Genomic DNA, 16,857 nt, shown 5'->3' on the forward strand with positions numbered 1-16,857 from the left:
AACTGGAGGAGCAAGATGAGCATTTTGAAGAAAGCTATCGTAGGCGCGCTGATCTCGACCGCGCTTTTGGCGCAGGGGGCTCAGGCCGCCGACAAGAAGATCGCGCTGGTGGTCAAGGCGCTCGGCATCGGCTTTTTCGAGGCTGCCGCCGACGGCGCCGAGGAAGCCGCCAAGGAAATCGGCGATGTCGAGCTGATCTATACCGGCCCGACCGACACCACCGCCGAAGGCCAGATCGACGTGATCAATTCGCTGATCGCGCAGAAGGTCGATGCCATCGCGATTTCGGCCAATGATCCGGATGCGCTGGTGCCCGCCCTCAAGCGCGCCATGCAGCGCGGCATCAAGGTGGTTTCGTGGGATTCCGGTGTCGCGCCGGAGGGCCGCATGGTCCACCTCAACCCGTCGTCCAATCCGCTGATCGGCAACATGATCATCAAGCTTGCCGCCGACAATCTGCCGGATGGCGGCGATGTTGCCGTGCTCTCGGCATCGGCCACGGCCACGAACCAGAACATCTGGATCGAGGAAATGAACAAGGTGAAGGGCGATTATCCGGGCGTCGAAGTCGTGGCCACGGTCTATGGCGATGATCTGTTCGACAAGTCCTATCGCGAGACCCAGGGGCTGATCCAGTCCTATCCTGACTTGAAGGCGATCATCGCGCCGACCTCGGTCGGCGTCGTGGCCGCGGCTCAGGCTGTCACCGACGAGGGCAAGATCGGCGAGATCAACGTCACCGGCCTCGGCCTGCCGTCCGAAATGGCGGCCTATGTCGAAAACGGCGCGTCGAAATCCTTCGCCATCTGGAACCCGATCGATCTCGGCTATGCGGCGGTGATGCTGTCGAACGACCTGATCGAGGGCGCCGAAGCCGAACCGAGCGCGGAGCTTTCCATGGGACGTCTCGGCATGCTGACGCTTGACGACGACAATGCCGGCGCCATGGCCGATCCCTTTGTCTACGACAAGTCGAACATCGATCAGTTCAAGGACATTTTCTGATAACTCCCGGGACGGGGCTGCCGCATTGGCCTGACCCCACTTCCACCGGCGTCATCCTCGGGCTTGACCCGAGGATCCATGCACCTTTCTCCGCGACGGGCGTGGATGGATGCTCGGGGCAAGCCCGAGCATGACGCAGAAAGGAGGGAGAAGGGGACGCCAATGCGGCAGCCCGCCGCCGAAGCCGGCCGGATCGCCCCCCAAAAAAGGGGCGGTTCGCAACCATAACCAAGGCAGAAGAACCGCAGGCCGCCGATGCCAGATGCACACAAGAAAGCCGCCATCGTCCTTGACGGCATTACCAAGACATTTCCCGGCGTCCGCGCCCTCTCGGAAGTCTCGCTCACGCTTTATCCGGGCGAGGTGACCGCGCTTGTCGGCGAAAACGGCGCGGGCAAATCGACGCTCGTGAAAATCCTGACGGGGATCTACCAGCCCGACGGCGGCGAAATCACCATGGACGGCGAAAAGGTCGCCTTTCCCACGGCCGAAGCTGCCAGCGAGCATGGTGTCACCGCCATTCATCAGGAAACCGTGCTGTTCGATGCGCTGACGGTCGCCGAAAACATCTTCATCGGTCATGCGCCGACAAACCGGTTCGGGATGATCGACTGGAAACGGATCTACGCCCGCGCCCGCGATATTCTCGACAGTATCGACGCACGCATCGATCCGCGCCATCGCCTCTCCGAGCTTGGCATTGCCAACAGGCATATGGTGGCCGTTGCCCGCGCGCTGTCCGTCGATGCGAAGGTCGTCATCATGGACGAGCCGACGGCGGCACTCTCGCAAAAGGAAATCGAGGAACTCTACGAACTGGTCGAGGCGCTGAAAGCCGATGGCAAGGCGATCCTGTTCATCTCCCACAAATTCGACGAGATCTTCCGCATTGCCGATCGCTATACCGTGTTTCGTGACGGCGAGATGGTCGGCGAGGGGACAATCACCGATACCGACGAGAATGCGCTGGTGGAGCTGATGGTCGGCCGTCCGGTCGATCAGGTGTTTCCCAAACAGGATGTCGAAATCGGCGATCCCGTGCTGACGGTCTCCGGCTATCGCCATCCGACCGAATTCGAGGATATCGGCTTCACGCTGCGCCGTGGTGAAATCCTGGGCTTTTACGGCCTTGTCGGCGCCGGGCGATCGGAGTTCATGCAGGCGCTTTTCGGCATTACCAAGCCTTCGGCCGGGGCGGTGCGCATCGATGACGAGATCGCCGTTATCCGTTCCCCCTCCGAGGCGGTGAAACAGGGCATTGTCTATGTGCCGGAGGAGCGCGGCACGCAAGGGGCGATCACCGCCATGCCGATCTTCGAAAATGTGACGCTGCCGTCGCTTGCCAAGGTCTCGCACAGGGGATTTGTGCGCATGGCCGAGGAATTCGCGCTGGCGCGGGAATATACCGAGCGGCTGGACCTGCGCGCTGCCGCACTCGACCAGCCGGTCGGCAATCTGTCGGGCGGCAATCAGCAGAAGGTGGTGATCGCCAAATGGCTGGCGACCGAGCCGAAGGTGATCATTCTCGACGAGCCGACCAAGGGCATCGACATCGGTTCGAAATCCGCCGTTCATGCCTTCATGGGCGAGCTTGCGGGCAGGGGGCTTTCCATCATCATGGTATCATCTGAAATTCCGGAAATTCTCGGCATGTCCGACCGGGTCATCGTCATGCGCGAAGGGCGGATCGCCGCCGAATTTTCACGCGCCGAAATGTCGGCTGAAAAGCTGGTGCGCGCCGCCGCCGGCATCGGGGCGGCGGCATGATGGCGCGCATCTTCAAACATCGCGAAATGCTGCTGCTTGTCGCAATCCTGCTGCTTGTCGGCGCCATCGAGCTGCGCTTTCCGGGCTTCGTCGCCCCGCGCAATCTCGTCTCGATCTACAATGACACGGCGATCCTGATCATCCTGGCGCTCGGGCAGGCGGCCGTTATTCTCTCGCGCGGCATCGACCTTTCGATTGCCGCCAACCTGGCGCTGTCCGGCACGATTGCCGCCCTGTTGAATGTTGCCTTTCCCGATCTGCCGGTGATTTTCCTGCTGTTGGCAGCCACCTTCAGCGGCACGGTCCTCGGGGCCATCAACGGGCTTCTGGTCTGGCGTCTGTCGATCCCGCCAATCGTGGTCACACTCGGCACGATGACGATCTATCGCGGCATCATCTTCCTTTTGACCGGCGGGGCCTGGGTCAATGCCCATGAGATGACTGATGCCTTCAAGGCGGTGCCGCGCGCCGTCTTCCTTGGAATACCGGTGCTTGCCTGGTTCTCGCTCGCCGTCATCGCGCTGATGCTGGTGCTGTTCATCAAGACCCGGCTCGGCCGCGCCTTTTATGCCGTCGGCGGCAATCCGCATGCAGCCGTTTATACCGGCATTTCGGTCGGCCGCACGCATTTCTTCGCCTATTTGATTGCCGGTGCGCTGGCTGGCCTCGCCGGTTATCTGTGGACCGCGCGTTACGCCGTTGCCTATGTCGATATCGCCAACGGTTTCGAACTCGACGTGGTCGCGGCTTGCGTCATCGGCGGCATCTCGATTGCCGGCGGCGCGGGCACGGCCATCGGCGCGGTGCTCGGTGCGCTGTTTCTCGGCATCATCAAGAATGCGCTACCGGTCATCGACATTTCGCCGTTCTGGCAGATGGCGATTTCGGGCGCGGTCATCATCATCGCCGTTGCCGTCAATGCCCGTTCGGCACGCGTGAAGGGTCGGGTCATCCTCAAGAAAGCGGAGCATGCGCTATGAGTGTCAGCGAGACGCGCCATGTGCCGGACCGTCTGCACGGCCGCGCCTACCGGATGACGAGAAGCTGGGAGAGCCTGCTGATTGTGGTGGTGATTGCGATCTTCATCATCAACAGCTTTGCCTCGCCCTATTTTCTCGATGCCTGGAACCTGTCGGACGCGACCTTCAACTTCACCGAAAAGGCGCTGATCGCCTTTGCCATGGCGCTGGTGATCATATCGGGCGAGATCGATCTTTCGGTTGCCGCCATCATCGCGCTGGCCTCGACGGCCATGGGCTATGCCGCCCAGTTCGGTGCGGGAACGCCGGAACTGGTGGCCATCGGTCTTGGCGTCGGGCTGTTGTGCGGGGCTTTCAACGGGTTTTTGATTACCGGGCTGGGCCTGCCGTCGATTGTCGTCACCATCGGTACGATGAGCCTGTTTCGCGGGCTGTCCTATGTGGTGCTCGGCGACAAGGCATTTACGAATTACCCGCCCGGTTTTGCCTATTTCGGCCAGGGCTATGTGTTTTCGATGATCTCCTTCGAACTGGTGCTGTTTGCCGTGATGGCGGTGGTTTTCGGTATCCTGCTGCATCTGACCAGTTTCGGCCGGATGGTCTATGCTGTTGGCAACAATGCCACTGCCGCGCGCTTTTCCGGCATCAGGGTCGGGCGGGTTAAGTTCCTGCTGTTTTTGATGACGGGGGTGATGTCGGGCATGGCGGCGATCTGCCTGACCTCCCGGCTTGGTTCGACGCGGCCGTCGATTGCGTTCGGATGGGAGCTTGAGATCGTCACCATGGTCGTGCTTGGCGGTATCAATATTCTGGGTGGCGCGGGCACGATCGTCGGCGTGGTGCTGGCGGCGCTGATCATGGGGCTGGTCACGTTCGGCTTCGGGCTGATGAATGTGCCGGGGATCGTGATGTCGATCTTCATCGGCCTGCTGCTGATCGGCGTGATCGCCCTGCCGGTGCTTTATACCAGGATTATCCGGCGGTTCAGACGGGAACAGGTGCAATGAGTGCTATCCGCAAGGTCGCGGTCATCGATATCGGCAAGACCAATGCCAAGGTCATTCTCTACGATCTGGAGGAGGGCCGGGAGGTCGATACACGCTCGAAACGCAACGCGGTGACCGGACATTCGCCCTATCCGCATTTCGAGGTGGACGACCTCTTTGATTTCATTCTGGACGCCTTTGGCGCGTTTCAGAAGGCGCACGGCGTCGACGCGATTTCGGTGACCACCCACGGTGCGACGGCCGCCCTTTTGAAGCGTGACGGCTCGCTGGCCCTGCCGGTGCTCGATTATGAGCACACCGGGCCGGAGGAGACCCGCGCGGAGTATGAAAAGATCCGTCCGCCCTTTGCCGAAACCGGCTCGCCGCGCCTTTCCATGGGGCTCAATATCGGCGCCCAGCTTTTCTGGCAGAAGACCCGGTTTCCCGACGAATTCGCGCAGATCGACTGCGTCCTGCCCTATCCGCAATACTGGGGTTTCCGGCTGACCGGACGGCGCGCCGGCGAGGCAACGAGCTGGGGCTGCCACACCGATTTGTGGTCGCCGCGCTCGAAGACCTTCTCCTCGCTGGTGAGAGAACTCGGGCTTTTCGGCAAGATGGGCGAGACTGTGCGGGCTGATGACCGGCTGGGCGAAGTACTGCCGGAGATCGCCGAAAAAACCGGCCTGTCACCGGATTGTCCGGTGTTTGCCGGCATCCATGATTCCAACGCCTCGCTGCTGCCGCATCTGTGGTCGCGCGCCCAGCCATTTTCGGTGATTTCAACCGGCACCTGGGTGATTGCCATGGCCGTTGGCGGCCGTCCGCCGGCGCTTGATGAAAGCCGGGACACGCTGATCAACGTCAACGCCTATGGCGATCCGGTGCCGTCCGCCCGGTTCATGGGCGGGCGCGTCTTCGAGGTGGCCGCGCCCGGCGGCAATGTCGCCGTCACCGAGGACGACCGCAGGGCCATGCTGAAGAACCGGATCATGATGATGCCTTCGGTGCTCGGCGATACCGGGCCGTTTCAGGGCATTATCGGCGGCTGGACGGTGGATGAACATCACCTGACACCCGGCATGCGGCTTGTCGGCGTGTCCTGGTATCTGGCGCTGATGACGGCGATCTGCCTTGATCTGACCGGCGCGTCAGGTCCGGTGATCGTCGAGGGGCCGTTTGCCGAAAACCACGATTACCTCTCCATGCTGTCGGCCACTACCGGCAGACCGGTGGAAAAGAGCCCGGGCAGCGGCACCAGCACGGGTGCGGCGGGCCTTGCCGTCGGCGGCGTCAAGCTTTCCGCCTTCACGCCGCACCCCGAAACGCTTTCCGGCCTCGCCGAACTCAACGCCTATGCGGAGATCTGGCGTGAACGGCTGCCGGAACCCGCGTGAGAAATCTCAGTCGGGATCGTCAGGTCTGCCGATCCCGTCTCCCAGCAATTCCTCGACAAACCAGGCGGCAAACTGGGCGCGGCCCGAGACGCCTGCCTTGGCGTATATCCGCGCCATCTGTGCGCGGACGGTGCCCTGGGCTGCGCCGCGCAGCCGGGCGATTTCGGCGATGTCCAGCCCCTTGAGCGCCAGAAGCCCGACCTCGCGCTCCGCAGGCGTCAGCGCCCAGGCATCAAACTGCGTCTCGATGATGCGGACGAAGTCGCCGCGCGCCGTGTCGAGTGCCCGTTCCTGGATACGCATGCGCTCAAGCGTGAGGCGAAGCTGCCAGCCGGCGAGAAAAATGCCGGCCACCAGCGTGCCGGCGATCAGCGCCTCGATGATCGAATGCGCGCCGGGTGGTTGTTCAAACAGGTCACGGGTCGCGTCAGCAACGAAAAACACGGCGGCGACGCTCTGCAGTAGCATGAACGCCGCAAGGGCGACCGTCCGGGATCGCCCTGTTCTCCGTGTTTCAGTCCTGTTCTTCACTTCGGCGGCCCCTTGATCATCGGACGGACGAGATTGCGGCGCAGCGCACGGCTTTCGACTACGACGCCCGCCACATGTATCAGCGCCAGAATGAGCATCAGGTTGGCGGCGGCTTCATGCACGTCCTTGACGATGTCGCTCTGGCTGAGACTGTTGCCACTATCGCCTTCGGAGGCGGTGTTCACAAGGGCCGACCAATCGCCTTGCGCCACGGCTGCGCGTTCCTCGGCGATCGTGATCGGGCTTTTGGCGTCGGTCATGATCAGACCTGTGGCAATCACGATGGCGAGCATGGCCCAAAGCGCATAGACCATCATCGCGCCGGCAGGATTATGCGAGGAATATTCGCGCGGCTTGCCCCGGATGACGGATATCAGATGCGCGATGGCCGCCCTTGGATCCGGCGGAAAGGCGGAAAAACGCGCCTCGCGGGGGCCAAGCAGCCCCCAGCCCAGCCGGATCACCAGAACCGACATGGTGATCCAGCCGACCCAGACATGGATGGTGCCGCCGGGCTTGGACAGCAGCCCGTTGATGATGATGGCGGCGGCGATTGTCCAGTGGGTGATCCGGACCAGCGGGTCCCAGGGGTCGGGAGGGGCGGTATCCGCCCCTCGTTCACGTCGGAAATGTCGGGACATCTCAGTCCTTCCCGGAGATTTTCTTCACCGCGCCGGAGGCCGGATCGATATAGACTTCCCACAGCCTGTTGGCCTCATCGGTGCACTTGGCCTCGATCATGCCGCCTTCGGCCTCGAAATCCCTGACGGAACAACCCGCCTTTTCAAGGGCGGCCGTGGCGTCCTGCGGATTGGTGCCGACGACGTCGCCGACAGCCGTCATGGCAAGAGCGGAAAGCGGTGCGACAAGCACGAGGGTGGTGAGGATGGCAATGCGTTTCATGTCTGCTCCTTTTCGGGGGAAGCCGCCTTGATGAGCGGCACGCCCGACCTGAGCGCCGGAGCCCGGCATCGTCCATGGCGCAAGTGCTGAAACGCAGGCGCATAAGCGGTTGCTTATGGCCTGGAAGGGGACCGCTTTTTACGGAAAGGCTGCCCCGTTCTTTCTCTTTTTGATGCCATTTTCGAGGACATCAGATGTTTTCATCTGACTGCGAAATGCTCTAGAAACTGGACCTGATGATAAGCTCCGGCATCACGAGATCATGCCGCGTGCCTGTACGGCCCTTGATGCGGGTGAGAAGCTGGTCCGCCGCGATCCTGCCGAGCTCCTGCGGTTTCTGATCCATACTCGAAAGCTCGACAAGCGGCAGGGCCGATGATGCCGTGTTGTCGTAGCTGACAAGGCCGAGATCGCCGGGAACCTTGAGGCCGTTCTTGCGGGCAAGGTTGATCAGCGGCACGCCGTGAATGTCACTCCAGCAGAAGAAGGCATCCGGCATGTCCTGTGTCCGTCCGAGCATTTTCGTCAGGTCAGGATAAATGTTGTCCGGCTGTTCCGAGACGCGAATGACCTGCGCCCTGTCTGACAGCCCGGCATCCGCCATGGCACTGCGATACCCCTTTTCGCGTTCGTACCAGACCTGACCTTCCTTTTCAGTCCGTGCGGAAGGACAGAGCATGGCGATATCGCGGTAGCCTCTGGCAAGCAGTGCCTCCGTGGCCTTCCGACCTCCGGCTGAATCATCGGAATTGACTGTATCGAAGGCCGTCTCGACGCTTTCGTGGTGGCCGATCACCGTCACAGGCACCTGGCGCGCAACGGTTTCGAGCACATCATGGCTGATTCTTGGCGCGATCATCAGCAGTCCGTCGATACGCATGTCGATCATCGATTCGATCAGCGCGGACTCAACATGGGTGCGTGCCTCTCCGACACCGACCAGCGTGTTGTATCCGGCTTTGCCCATGACCCGCTTGAAGCCGCCGACCAGCGAGGGCAGGAAAGGGTTTTCCATGTTGATCAGCAGAACGCCGATGGTGAAGGTTCGCCCCCGCATGCCGCGCGCGGCCGTGCTCGGTCGATAGCCGAGACGCTCGATCGAGGCCATCACGTTTTCGCGCAGGGCATCGCTGACGCCATAGGCATTGCGCAACACCTTCGAGACAGCGGCCACCGATACGCCTGCATCGGCTGCCACAGTTCGAATTGTCACGCGGGTTGTACGCACTGGCTTGTCCATAAATGCCCTTCCGGAAGCAAGGATAACCGAAAAATGATTCCTTGGGACTTGCATAGCAGAAAATTTTGTAGAACAGTATACGTAGAACGGTACACAAAATCCGTTTTGAGGGAGGAGTACTATGAATATCGCATCCCGGTCCCCTAAGGCCGAGAGCAGAAGAGGGCTATTGCACCGCTCCTGGCAGGCTGAGATGATTGCCCCGAGCGTCGATGAAGGCGAAGGCAAGCGCGCCAGTTTTGTGGCGTCTTCATTTGTTGTTGAAGCCGACGCCGCGCCGAAACTCTTCATTTCCGCACTCGGACTCTATCGTGCCTTCGTCAACGGCCAGAGGGTTGGAGATGATCTTCTGACCCCCGGCTGGACCTGCTACGACGACCGTGTTGCCTATCAGTGCTACGATCTCTCCGGCCTCGTTCATGAGGGCGAAAACCGGATCGAGATCTGGCTGGGGGATGGCTGGTATCGTTCGCCGATGATGTCGCGGGACAAGTCGACGCCGAACATTTGGGGCACTCGCGTGGCGGCGATCGCCGAGATCGTCGATGGCGACAAGGTGATCGCGGCGACGGACAGGTCATGGAAGAGCGGTCTTTCGGCGGTGACCCGCTCCGGCATCTATTATGGCGAGGACTATGACGCCCGGCTCGAGATGCCTGAAGAAACCGGTGGCGTCGAGGCGCTTGATTTCGACACTGGCAAACTGGTGGCGCATGAGGCCGAGCCTGTAAGGGAATTCGAGCATATCAAGCCGGTCGAAACCTGGCAGGATGAAGAGGGGCGCGCCGTCTATGACTTTGGCCAGAATATCGGCGGTTTCGTCCGCCTGACGGTGCGCGGCGCGGCTGGCGCCTCCGTGCTTGTCGAGCATTCGGAAGTGCTTGGCCCCGACTGCGAATTCGACAACCGCAATTATCGCAGTGCTCGCGGTGCTCTCAGCTACACCCTTAAGGGTGACGGCGAGGAAATCTATGCGCCGCTCTTCACCTTCATGGGCTTCCGTTATGCGCGTCTGGCTATTTCCGGCGAGGCGGAGGTTGTTTCGGTCGAAGCTGTGCCGATCTCCTCGATCACCGAAGTTGCCGGCGGCTTTACCTCGGGCGTTCAGGCGGTCGATCGGCTGGTTCAAAATACACTCTGGTCGCTGCGCGCAAACTTCATCGAGGTGCCGACCGATTGCCCGCAGCGCGACGAGCGTATGGGCTGGACAGGTGATGCCCAGGTCTTTGCCGGCACGGCCTGCTGGATGGGCGATGTCGATCTGTTCCTGCGCAAATATCTGCGCGATGTCATTCACGACCAGCGTGGGGATGGCGCGGTTTCGCATTTCTCACCCGATCCGACACGGCTGACGGCGCGACCGGGCGATGGCGAATGGGCCGGTTCCACCGGCTGGGGCGATGTCGTCGTCATCATCCCCTGGTGCCTCTATCTCCATTATGGCGACCGGGATGTGTTGACCGAAAGCTTCCCGGCCATGGTCAAATGGGTCGATTATCTCTGGGGTATTTCCAACGGGCCGATCGTTCACCCCAATCCGGTCTGGCCGGAGAACGGGTTCACCTTTGGCGACTGGCTGCAGCCTGTCGGCGACAACCGCAAGCCTCGGCCGACGATCGGCGAGGATTGCGCGGCGACGATCTATCACTTCATCTCCACAGAGTTGACCGCGCGCATTGCCGGTCTCGTTGGCGAGGAGGCGGAGCAGAAACGTCTTGCGGCGCGCGCGGAGGAAATCCGCGAAGCCTTCGTGCGCGAATATTTCAGCGCCTCCGGACGTCTGGCGCATAACGACCAGACATCCTACGCACTCGCTTTCCTCTATGACCTCGTGCCGGAAGAACACTATGAGGCGGCGAAGACCTATTTCCGCCGGGTGATCGAAAGCGACAACTATCTGATCGGAACCGGTTTCATCGGAACGCCGGCGCTGCTGCCGGCGCTCTCCAAGATCGGCATGAGCGATCTTGCCGAGAAGATGTTTCTCAACCGCAAGGTGCCGGGCTGGCTCTACCAGGTGGAACGCGGCGCGACCACGATCTGGGAGCGCTGGGATGCGATCGGCGAGGACGGCGTCATCTACGAGCCGTCGATGAACAGCTATAACCACTACGCCTATGGCGCCGTCTGCCAATGGCTTTTCGAGGCAGTCGGCGGCATTTCGCCGACGGCGGAAAAGCCGGGCTTCGATCTGGTCGAGATCGCGCCGAAAGTGTTGCCGGCGCTTGGCCATGCCGAAATGTGGCATGACTGCCGCCATGGCAGGATCGAGGCCGGCTGGCAGATCAACAATGACCGCGTGTCCTACCGGGTAACATTGCCGGAAGGCTGCGAGGGACGAATTCCGGCAGGGCTTTACGCTTCGCTCAAAGTGGACGGAAAGCCTGCCGAAATGGCGGAGAACGGGCTTATGCTCGGCTCCGGCACGCATGAACTCGAGTTCGATCTCGGGTAAACGGAAATTCATTCCAGGGAGGAGAGAATGAAACTTCACATGCTCAGAACAACCGCGCTTGCTGTTCTTGCAACGGCAGCAGCGGCTCAGGTGTCGGCCGAGGAACTTTCCGTTCTGGTCGGCAGTAATCCGGATACGGTGGCGATCGCCGAAGCGTTGACGGCGGCCTATACGGAAAAGAACCCCGACGTGACCTTCGAAATCGAAACGCGTCCGGGCGGCAGCGAGGGCGACAATATCGTCAAGACCCGGCTTGCCACCGGCGAGATGGCCGACATTTTCGAGCACAATTCCGGCTCGCTGATGCAGGCGCTGAGGCCGAGCCGCACCATGGTGCCGCTCAATGACCTGCCGAATATGGAGAACCTGCTCGAAAGCTACACGGCAACCGTCAGCGACAGCGACGGCAATATCTACGGCGTGCCGTGGAATATGGCGGTCGGCGGCGGCATTCTCTACCACCGCCCGACTTATGAAGCGCTTGGCCTCGAAATCCCGAAAACCTGGGATGAATACATGGCCAATAATGCGCGTATTGCCGAGGAGACGGACAAGACGCCGATCATCCAGACCTATCGCGACACCTGGACGTCTCAGATCCCGGTTTTGGCGGACTATTACAATGTCCAGGCGGAAAATCCGGATTTTGCCGAGAAGTTCACCAATAACGAAGCGAAATTCGCGACCACAGAAGCTGCAACCAAGAGCTTCCTCCGGCTGCAGCAGGGCTATGAATCCGGCTATTACAATGAGGATTTCGGTGCGGCGAGCTATAATGACGGGCTGGAAATGCTGGCAACCGGCGAGGGCGTTCACTACCCGATGCTGACCGTTGGCTATGGTGCGATCAAGCAGAATCATCCCGAACTGCTCAACGATATCGGCATCTTCGCGCAGCCGGGCGATGACCCGGACAAGAACGGCCTGACCGTCTGGATCCCGGATTCCTATTACATTCCGCAAAGCAGCGACAAGCAGGAGCTTGCAAAGGAATTCCTTAACTTCGTCGCCTCGCCGGAAGCCTGCGACGTGATTGTCAACACGGTCGGCGCCAATGGTCCCTTCGTCGTCAAAGGCTGCAAACTGCCTGACGACGTGATGCCTGGCGTTGCCGAAATGCTGCCCTATTTCGAGGAGGATGGCAGGACCGCGCCCGCGCTCGAATTCCTGTCCCCGGTCAAGGGGCCCGGTCTTGAGCAGATCACGGTCGAGGTTGGTTCAGGCATCCGCGATGCGCAAAGTGGCGCCGAACTTTACGACCGCGATGTCGAAAAGCAGGCCAAGCAGCTTCGTTTGCCGAACTGGTAGGAAGACGACCGGAGACATCCGGTTTTCTCTGACGCATGATGGTTGAGACCGGGGCGCGCCTTGAAGCGCTGCCCGGTCCGCCGACCCTTATTTCCTGCATCGGAGCCCAACTAAAATGCAGATGAAATCACCATATCCCTACTGGTTCATCGCACCGGCAGCCGTCGTCTTCACGGCGCTGTTTCTGGTGCCGACGGCCGCCTCGTTCTGGTTCAGCCTGACCAATTGGGACCTGTTCGGCTTCCAGTTCATCGGGTTTGAGAATTTCGTCGACTTCTTTCGCGAACCCTTCCTGATCAAGGGTACGACGAACACGATCATTTTCGCCGTCCTGACATCTGCGGCCAAGACCGTTCTGGGATTGCTGCTCGCCGTGTTGCTGACGTCTGGCCTCTTCGGGCAGGGCCTGTTGCGCTCGATCGTGTTTTTCCCGGTTCTGGTTTCCACGATCGGCGTCGGCATACTCTTCACCGAGATGATGCATCCTACCGACGGCGCCATCAATGTTGCGCTCGCCTTCTTCGGCATTGACGGGCCGGGCTGGCTCACCAATCCGAAACTGGCGCTCTATTCGGTCGCACTCGTCGATATCTGGCGCGGTGTGGGGCTGGCAACGCTGATCTATATCGCCGGCCTTGCCGCCATCGGCCAGGAATATTACGAGGCCGCGCGCATCGATGGCGCGACGCGGTTTCAGCTTTTCTGGCGGGTGACCGTGCCGCTGGTGCGCCCGGCAACGACGACGGTGGTGATCCTGTCGCTGATCGGGGGCTTGCGTCTGTTCGACCTGATCTGGGCGATGACCCGTGGCGGACCGGGCTTTTCCTCCGATGTGCTGGCATCGGTCATCTACAAGCAATATCAGGCCGGCTTCTACGGCCTTTCGACGGCGGGCAATGTCATCCTGTTCCTGCTGATTGCCTGCATCATCGCGCCGCTTGCCTGGTGGTTCAACCGCAAGGAGCTGGACCTGTGAGCCTCAAAACAAGACGTCAACGCAAGTTCATCCATGGTGTTATCGCGCTGGCGATTGCCTTCGTGATCTTTGTCATCCCGTTCATCTTCGTGCTGATCAACGCGGCGAAGACATCGGCGGAATCGGCAAGCCCGAGTTTCACACTGCCGATCGAATGGCATCTCTGGCAAAACCTCGTCGCCGTGGTCGAGGCGCGCGACTACATGCTGCTGCTTGCCTATTTCAACTCGATCGTGATTACCGTTGGCGCCATTGTGCTGCTGGTGATTTTCGGCGCCATGGTCGGCTATGTGCTGCAGCGGCGGCCGTCGAAATTCAACCGTGTGATCTATGGTTTCGTTCTGGCCGGCCTGATGATCCCGCCTGCCGTGGTGCCGACGATCTGGGTGCTGCAGGGCCTTGGCCTGTTCAAGACGCTGCACGGCATGATCCTGATCCAGTTCGCCTATGGTCTGTCATTCACCGTGCTGCTTTACCGCGCCTTCATCGCCACCATTCCGCGCGATCTGGACGAGGCGGCGCTGATCGACGGCGCGAAACCGTGGCAGATCTTCTTCCGGGTGGTGCTGCCGCTGTTGAAACCGGTGACGGTGACGATCATCGTCGTTCAATCGATCACCATCTTCAACGACTTCACCCATCCGCTCTATTACCTGCCGGGCAGCGAGAATGTGACGGTGCAGATCACGCTCTACAATTTCCAGAGCCAGTTCGTCAGCCAGATGAACCTGTTGTTCATGAACATTCTTCTGGTGACGATCCCGCCGCTTCTCGTCTTCATCTTCTTCAACCGACAGATCGTTGCCGGCATGACGTCGGGCGCTGTGAAAGGATAGATCATGGCCGATGTTCTTCTCAAAGAGGTTCGCAAATCATTCGGTGCGCTCGAGGTCATCCAGGGGATCGACCTTGCGGTCGAGGCCGGGGAGTTCTGTGTTTTCGTCGGGCCTTCCGGTTGCGGCAAGTCCACGCTGCTGAGGATGATCGCCGGGCTTGAGGAAGTGACCGCCGGCGCAATCGAAATCGCCGGCAAGGATGTCACCTATGAGGAACCGTCAAAGCGCGGCATCGCCATGGTGTTCCAGTCCTATGCGCTCTATCCGCACCTGACGGTTGGCGAAAATATCGGTTTTGGCCTGTCGCTGGCGCGCACGCCGAAGGCGGAGATCAGGTCGAGGGTCGAGGCAGTTGCGAAAGTGCTGCAGCTCGAAGCGCTTCTCGACCGCAAGCCGAAGGCGCTTTCGGGCGGACAGCGTCAGCGCGTCGCCATCGGCCGCGCCATCATTCGCGATCCGCACGTGTTCCTGTTCGACGAGCCGCTCTCCAATCTCGATGCGGCGTTGCGGGCGCAGATGCGCATCGAACTGACCGATCTGCATGCAAAGCTCGGCAATACCATGATCTATGTGACGCATGACCAGGTCGAGGCGATGACCATGGCTGACAGGATCGTGGTGCTGAACGGCGGCCGCATCGAACAGGTCGGCACGCCGATGGACCTCTACGACAATCCGGCAACGCCCTTCGTCGCCGGCTTCATCGGCTCGCCCAAGATGAACCTTTATGAGGGCGAGATCGCAAAAAGGAAGGGGTGCGCCACCTACGGCATCCGTCCCGAACATGTGCTGGTGGATGACACGGAAGGCGAGTGGAAGGGCACAGTGCGCCATGTCGAACGGCTCGGCGCGGATACCATCGTGCACATCGAGACGCCCGAACTCGGCATGCTCGTGGCCCGCACCTCCGGCGAACGCAGCTTTTCCAGCGGCCAGAACGTTTTCGCCAGCCCGATGGACGGCAAGGCGTTCTGCTACAGTGAAACGGCCTGACGTGTCCTGACCTCCGCCGCAAGGAGGCACGGAAAAAAAATACGGCGCGGGCCTTTCGGTCCGCGCCGTCATTGTCTGGAGGTTTTGCCTCAGAGATATTTCAGCAGGTCGTTGACGCGGTTCTGCATGTCGGCGAGCGCATCGTCGATGCTTTTCTGGCCGGTCATGGCGGCGTTCATTTCCTGGCCGATAATGTCCTGGATGGCGAACTGACGCTGGACTTCGCCGGGCAGCGGTGTGCCGATCTCGGCGACTTCCAGAACCGTTTCGCGGTGCGGCAGCGCCTGGAATTCGGACGAATCCAGAACCGCCTGGACCGATGGCAGGTGGCCGGTGCGGGCCCAGTCATAGTCGTTGTCATACATGAACTTCAGGAACTTGCCGATCGCGGCCTGCTCCTCATCCGAACGGTCCATGCGCGAAACGGCAAGGCTGTGGCCATCGGCATACTGACTGCGGGTGCCGGAGAAGATCTGCGGATAGGGAACGACGGTATAGCCTCCGGCGTTCAGCGCCGTGCCGTCCTTTTCGGATTCGGCATTGTAGTCGCCGATCACCCATGTGCCGCCCTCATGCACGCCGGCATCACCCGCCAGAAACGCATTCAGCGATGCGCCGTAGTCGAGGTCCTTGGTGACATAGCCTTCTTCATAGAGCGTCTTGTAGAGTTCCAGAACGGCCTTGGCTTCCGGCGTCTCGACGTTGATTTCCATCGGATCAGCGAAGAAGTCGGAATCCTGCTGCTGCAGATAGGTGTAGAAATCGCGGGTATAGAGCGCGGTTTCATTGGCAAACGGCATGGTAAAATACGGTTTGCCGGTCGCTTCCTTGAACTGTTCTGCCTGTGCCAGCAGTTCGTCGACCGAGGTCGGCAGGATCGGCGTGCCGTCGTCGTTTACAAGGCCGGCCTCGTCGAACAGCGCCAGGTTGATGTGCCAGAGCTGGCTCCAGTTATCGATCGGCAGGCCGTAGATCTCGCCGTCGCGGGTCACGCCGGTCAGGCTCGCCTTGGTGAAGCTGTCGGGCGAAATGCCTTCTTCGGACAACAGGTCATTGAGCGGTTCGAGCAGGTTTTTCGAAACATAATCGCCCAGAACCGACTGGTGGATGGTCACCACATCCGGCGGATCGCCGGCGGCGAACTGGGCGGTCAGCTGGTCGTAGCCGGGCCATTCGACGGTGGTGACATTGACCGTGATATCCGGATTTTCGGCCTCGAACTTGTTGACCAGCGAGGTGATGATGCCGCATTCGCCGACGGATGCGGAAACATCGGTATTGTCGCCCCATTCGGCATCGCAGGCGCCGAAGAAGCGCTGGAAATCGATGGTGGTGTCGGCAAGTGCCGGGCTTGCCGCCGTCAGTGCGGCAACGGAAAGCGCGCCAAGCAGCGCTGTTTTCATGCGGTATTTCATGTCTCTACTCCTCCACGAAGCGGGCCATGATCGGCCCTTGGTGTTCGCCCCGAAGGGCGGTAGCT

General features: G+C 60.7%; 15 protein-coding genes. 10 read left to right on the forward strand and 5 right to left on the reverse strand.

The window, feature by feature from the left end; translation table 11 throughout:
• The first annotated feature begins 15 nt into the window (after nucleotides 1-15).
• The 5 genes from rhaS to ACHZCU_RS13505 all read left to right on the forward strand — a co-directional run bounded on the left by rhaS (nucleotide 16) and on the right by ACHZCU_RS13505 (nucleotide 6,135).
• Entirely contained in the window at nucleotides 16-1,005 is a 990-nt protein-coding gene (rhaS, locus tag ACHZCU_RS13485) for a rhamnose ABC transporter substrate-binding protein (RefSeq protein ID WP_319519188.1), read from the forward strand.
• Between the two features lie 255 nt (nucleotides 1,006-1,260).
• Nucleotides 1,261-2,772 carry a sugar ABC transporter ATP-binding protein gene (locus ACHZCU_RS13490; protein WP_319519189.1) on the forward strand — a complete coding sequence of 504 codons (1,512 nt, stop codon included), beginning with the start codon at nucleotides 1,261-1,263 and terminating at the stop codon, nucleotides 2,770-2,772.
• Nucleotides 2,769-3,752, forward strand: coding sequence for an ABC transporter permease (locus ACHZCU_RS13495; RefSeq protein WP_106303636.1), 984 nt, complete (start codon nucleotides 2,769-2,771; stop codon nucleotides 3,750-3,752). Before ACHZCU_RS13490 ends, ACHZCU_RS13495 begins: the two co-directional genes overlap by 4 nt.
• Nucleotides 3,749-4,759 (forward strand): ABC transporter permease, encoded by a 1,011-nt coding sequence (locus ACHZCU_RS13500; RefSeq protein ID WP_106303633.1) that lies wholly within the window; start codon nucleotides 3,749-3,751, stop codon nucleotides 4,757-4,759. The genes ACHZCU_RS13495 and ACHZCU_RS13500 overlap by 4 nt, the downstream gene beginning before the upstream one ends.
• A complete protein-coding gene (locus tag ACHZCU_RS13505; RefSeq protein WP_319519190.1) occupies nucleotides 4,756-6,135 on the forward strand; it encodes an FGGY-family carbohydrate kinase in 1,380 nt (459 codons plus the stop codon). Before ACHZCU_RS13500 ends, ACHZCU_RS13505 begins: the two co-directional genes overlap by 4 nt.
• A 6-nt stretch (nucleotides 6,136-6,141) precedes the next feature.
• On the opposite strand, the gene ACHZCU_RS13510 is transcribed toward ACHZCU_RS13505, so the two are convergent.
• From ACHZCU_RS13510 to ACHZCU_RS13525, 4 genes are all read right to left on the reverse strand, one after another.
• A complete protein-coding gene (locus tag ACHZCU_RS13510; protein ID WP_319519191.1) occupies nucleotides 6,142-6,603 on the reverse strand; it encodes a helix-turn-helix transcriptional regulator in 462 nt (153 codons plus the stop codon).
• Between the two features lie 59 nt (nucleotides 6,604-6,662).
• Nucleotides 6,663-7,307 (reverse strand): cytochrome b/b6 domain-containing protein, encoded by a 645-nt coding sequence (locus ACHZCU_RS13515; protein WP_319519192.1) that lies wholly within the window; start codon nucleotides 7,305-7,307, stop codon nucleotides 6,663-6,665.
• Between the two features lies 1 nt (nucleotide 7,308).
• The gene (locus tag ACHZCU_RS13520; RefSeq protein ID WP_319519193.1) at nucleotides 7,309-7,569 is read right to left on the reverse strand and encodes a PepSY domain-containing protein; all 261 of its coding nucleotides are present in this window, start codon (nucleotides 7,567-7,569) and stop codon (nucleotides 7,309-7,311) included.
• 220 nt (nucleotides 7,570-7,789) lie between these two features.
• Nucleotides 7,790-8,797: a LacI family DNA-binding transcriptional regulator gene (locus ACHZCU_RS13525; RefSeq protein ID WP_319519194.1), complete on the reverse strand. Its 1,008-nt coding sequence runs from the start codon at nucleotides 8,795-8,797 to the stop codon at nucleotides 7,790-7,792.
• Nucleotides 8,798-8,930: 133 nt separating this feature from the next.
• On the opposite strand from ACHZCU_RS13525, the gene ACHZCU_RS13530 reads away from it, so the two are divergent.
• From ACHZCU_RS13530 to ACHZCU_RS13550, 5 genes are all read left to right on the forward strand, one after another.
• Entirely contained in the window at nucleotides 8,931-11,264 is a 2,334-nt protein-coding gene (locus ACHZCU_RS13530; protein ID WP_319519195.1) for a family 78 glycoside hydrolase catalytic domain, read from the forward strand.
• Nucleotides 11,265-11,291: 27 nt separating this feature from the next.
• A complete protein-coding gene (locus ACHZCU_RS13535) occupies nucleotides 11,292-12,572 on the forward strand; it encodes an extracellular solute-binding protein (protein WP_319519196.1) in 1,281 nt (426 codons plus the stop codon).
• A gap of 115 nt (nucleotides 12,573-12,687) precedes the next feature.
• Nucleotides 12,688-13,548: a sugar ABC transporter permease gene (locus tag ACHZCU_RS13540; RefSeq protein WP_319519197.1), complete on the forward strand. Its 861-nt coding sequence runs from the start codon at nucleotides 12,688-12,690 to the stop codon at nucleotides 13,546-13,548.
• Nucleotides 13,549-13,577: 29 nt separating this feature from the next.
• Nucleotides 13,578-14,384, forward strand: a complete 807-nt coding sequence (locus ACHZCU_RS13545) for a carbohydrate ABC transporter permease (protein ID WP_394706115.1) — start codon at nucleotides 13,578-13,580, stop codon at nucleotides 14,382-14,384.
• A gap of 3 nt (nucleotides 14,385-14,387) precedes the next feature.
• Entirely contained in the window at nucleotides 14,388-15,377 is a 990-nt protein-coding gene (locus ACHZCU_RS13550) for an ABC transporter ATP-binding protein (protein ID WP_106303613.1), read from the forward strand.
• A gap of 89 nt (nucleotides 15,378-15,466) precedes the next feature.
• Here the strand turns inward: ACHZCU_RS13550 and ACHZCU_RS13555 are convergent, their stop codons facing one another.
• Nucleotides 15,467-16,792, reverse strand: coding sequence for an extracellular solute-binding protein (locus ACHZCU_RS13555; protein WP_319519199.1), 1,326 nt, complete (start codon nucleotides 16,790-16,792; stop codon nucleotides 15,467-15,469).
• Nucleotides 16,793-16,857 lie beyond the last annotated feature (65 nt).

Source organism: uncultured Martelella sp. (assembly GCF_963677965.2).
Taxonomy (GTDB): domain Bacteria; phylum Pseudomonadota; class Alphaproteobacteria; order Rhizobiales; family Rhizobiaceae; genus Martelella; species Martelella mangrovi.

Coding starts and splice junctions, on each gene's coding strand:
- rhaS (WP_319519188.1), top strand. CDS start 16: ATGAGCATTTTGAAGAAAGCTATCGTAGGCGCGCTGATCTCGACCGCG.
- ACHZCU_RS13490 (WP_319519189.1), top strand. CDS start 1,261: ATGCCAGATGCACACAAGAAAGCCGCCATCGTCCTTGACGGCATTACC.
- ACHZCU_RS13495 (WP_106303636.1), top strand. CDS start 2,769: ATGATGGCGCGCATCTTCAAACATCGCGAAATGCTGCTGCTTGTCGCA.
- ACHZCU_RS13500 (WP_106303633.1), top strand. CDS start 3,749: ATGAGTGTCAGCGAGACGCGCCATGTGCCGGACCGTCTGCACGGCCGC.
- ACHZCU_RS13505 (WP_319519190.1), top strand. CDS start 4,756: ATGAGTGCTATCCGCAAGGTCGCGGTCATCGATATCGGCAAGACCAAT.
- ACHZCU_RS13510 (WP_319519191.1), bottom strand. CDS start 6,603: ATGCTACTGCAGAGCGTCGCCGCCGTGTTTTTCGTTGCTGACGCGACC.
- ACHZCU_RS13515 (WP_319519192.1), bottom strand. CDS start 7,307: ATGTCCCGACATTTCCGACGTGAACGAGGGGCGGATACCGCCCCTCCC.
- ACHZCU_RS13520 (WP_319519193.1), bottom strand. CDS start 7,569: ATGAAACGCATTGCCATCCTCACCACCCTCGTGCTTGTCGCACCGCTT.
- ACHZCU_RS13530 (WP_319519195.1), top strand. CDS start 8,931: ATGAATATCGCATCCCGGTCCCCTAAGGCCGAGAGCAGAAGAGGGCTA.
- ACHZCU_RS13535 (WP_319519196.1), top strand. CDS start 11,292: ATGAAACTTCACATGCTCAGAACAACCGCGCTTGCTGTTCTTGCAACG.
- ACHZCU_RS13540 (WP_319519197.1), top strand. CDS start 12,688: ATGCAGATGAAATCACCATATCCCTACTGGTTCATCGCACCGGCAGCC.
- ACHZCU_RS13550 (WP_106303613.1), top strand. CDS start 14,388: ATGGCCGATGTTCTTCTCAAAGAGGTTCGCAAATCATTCGGTGCGCTC.
- ACHZCU_RS13555 (WP_319519199.1), bottom strand. CDS start 16,792: ATGAAATACCGCATGAAAACAGCGCTGCTTGGCGCGCTTTCCGTTGCC.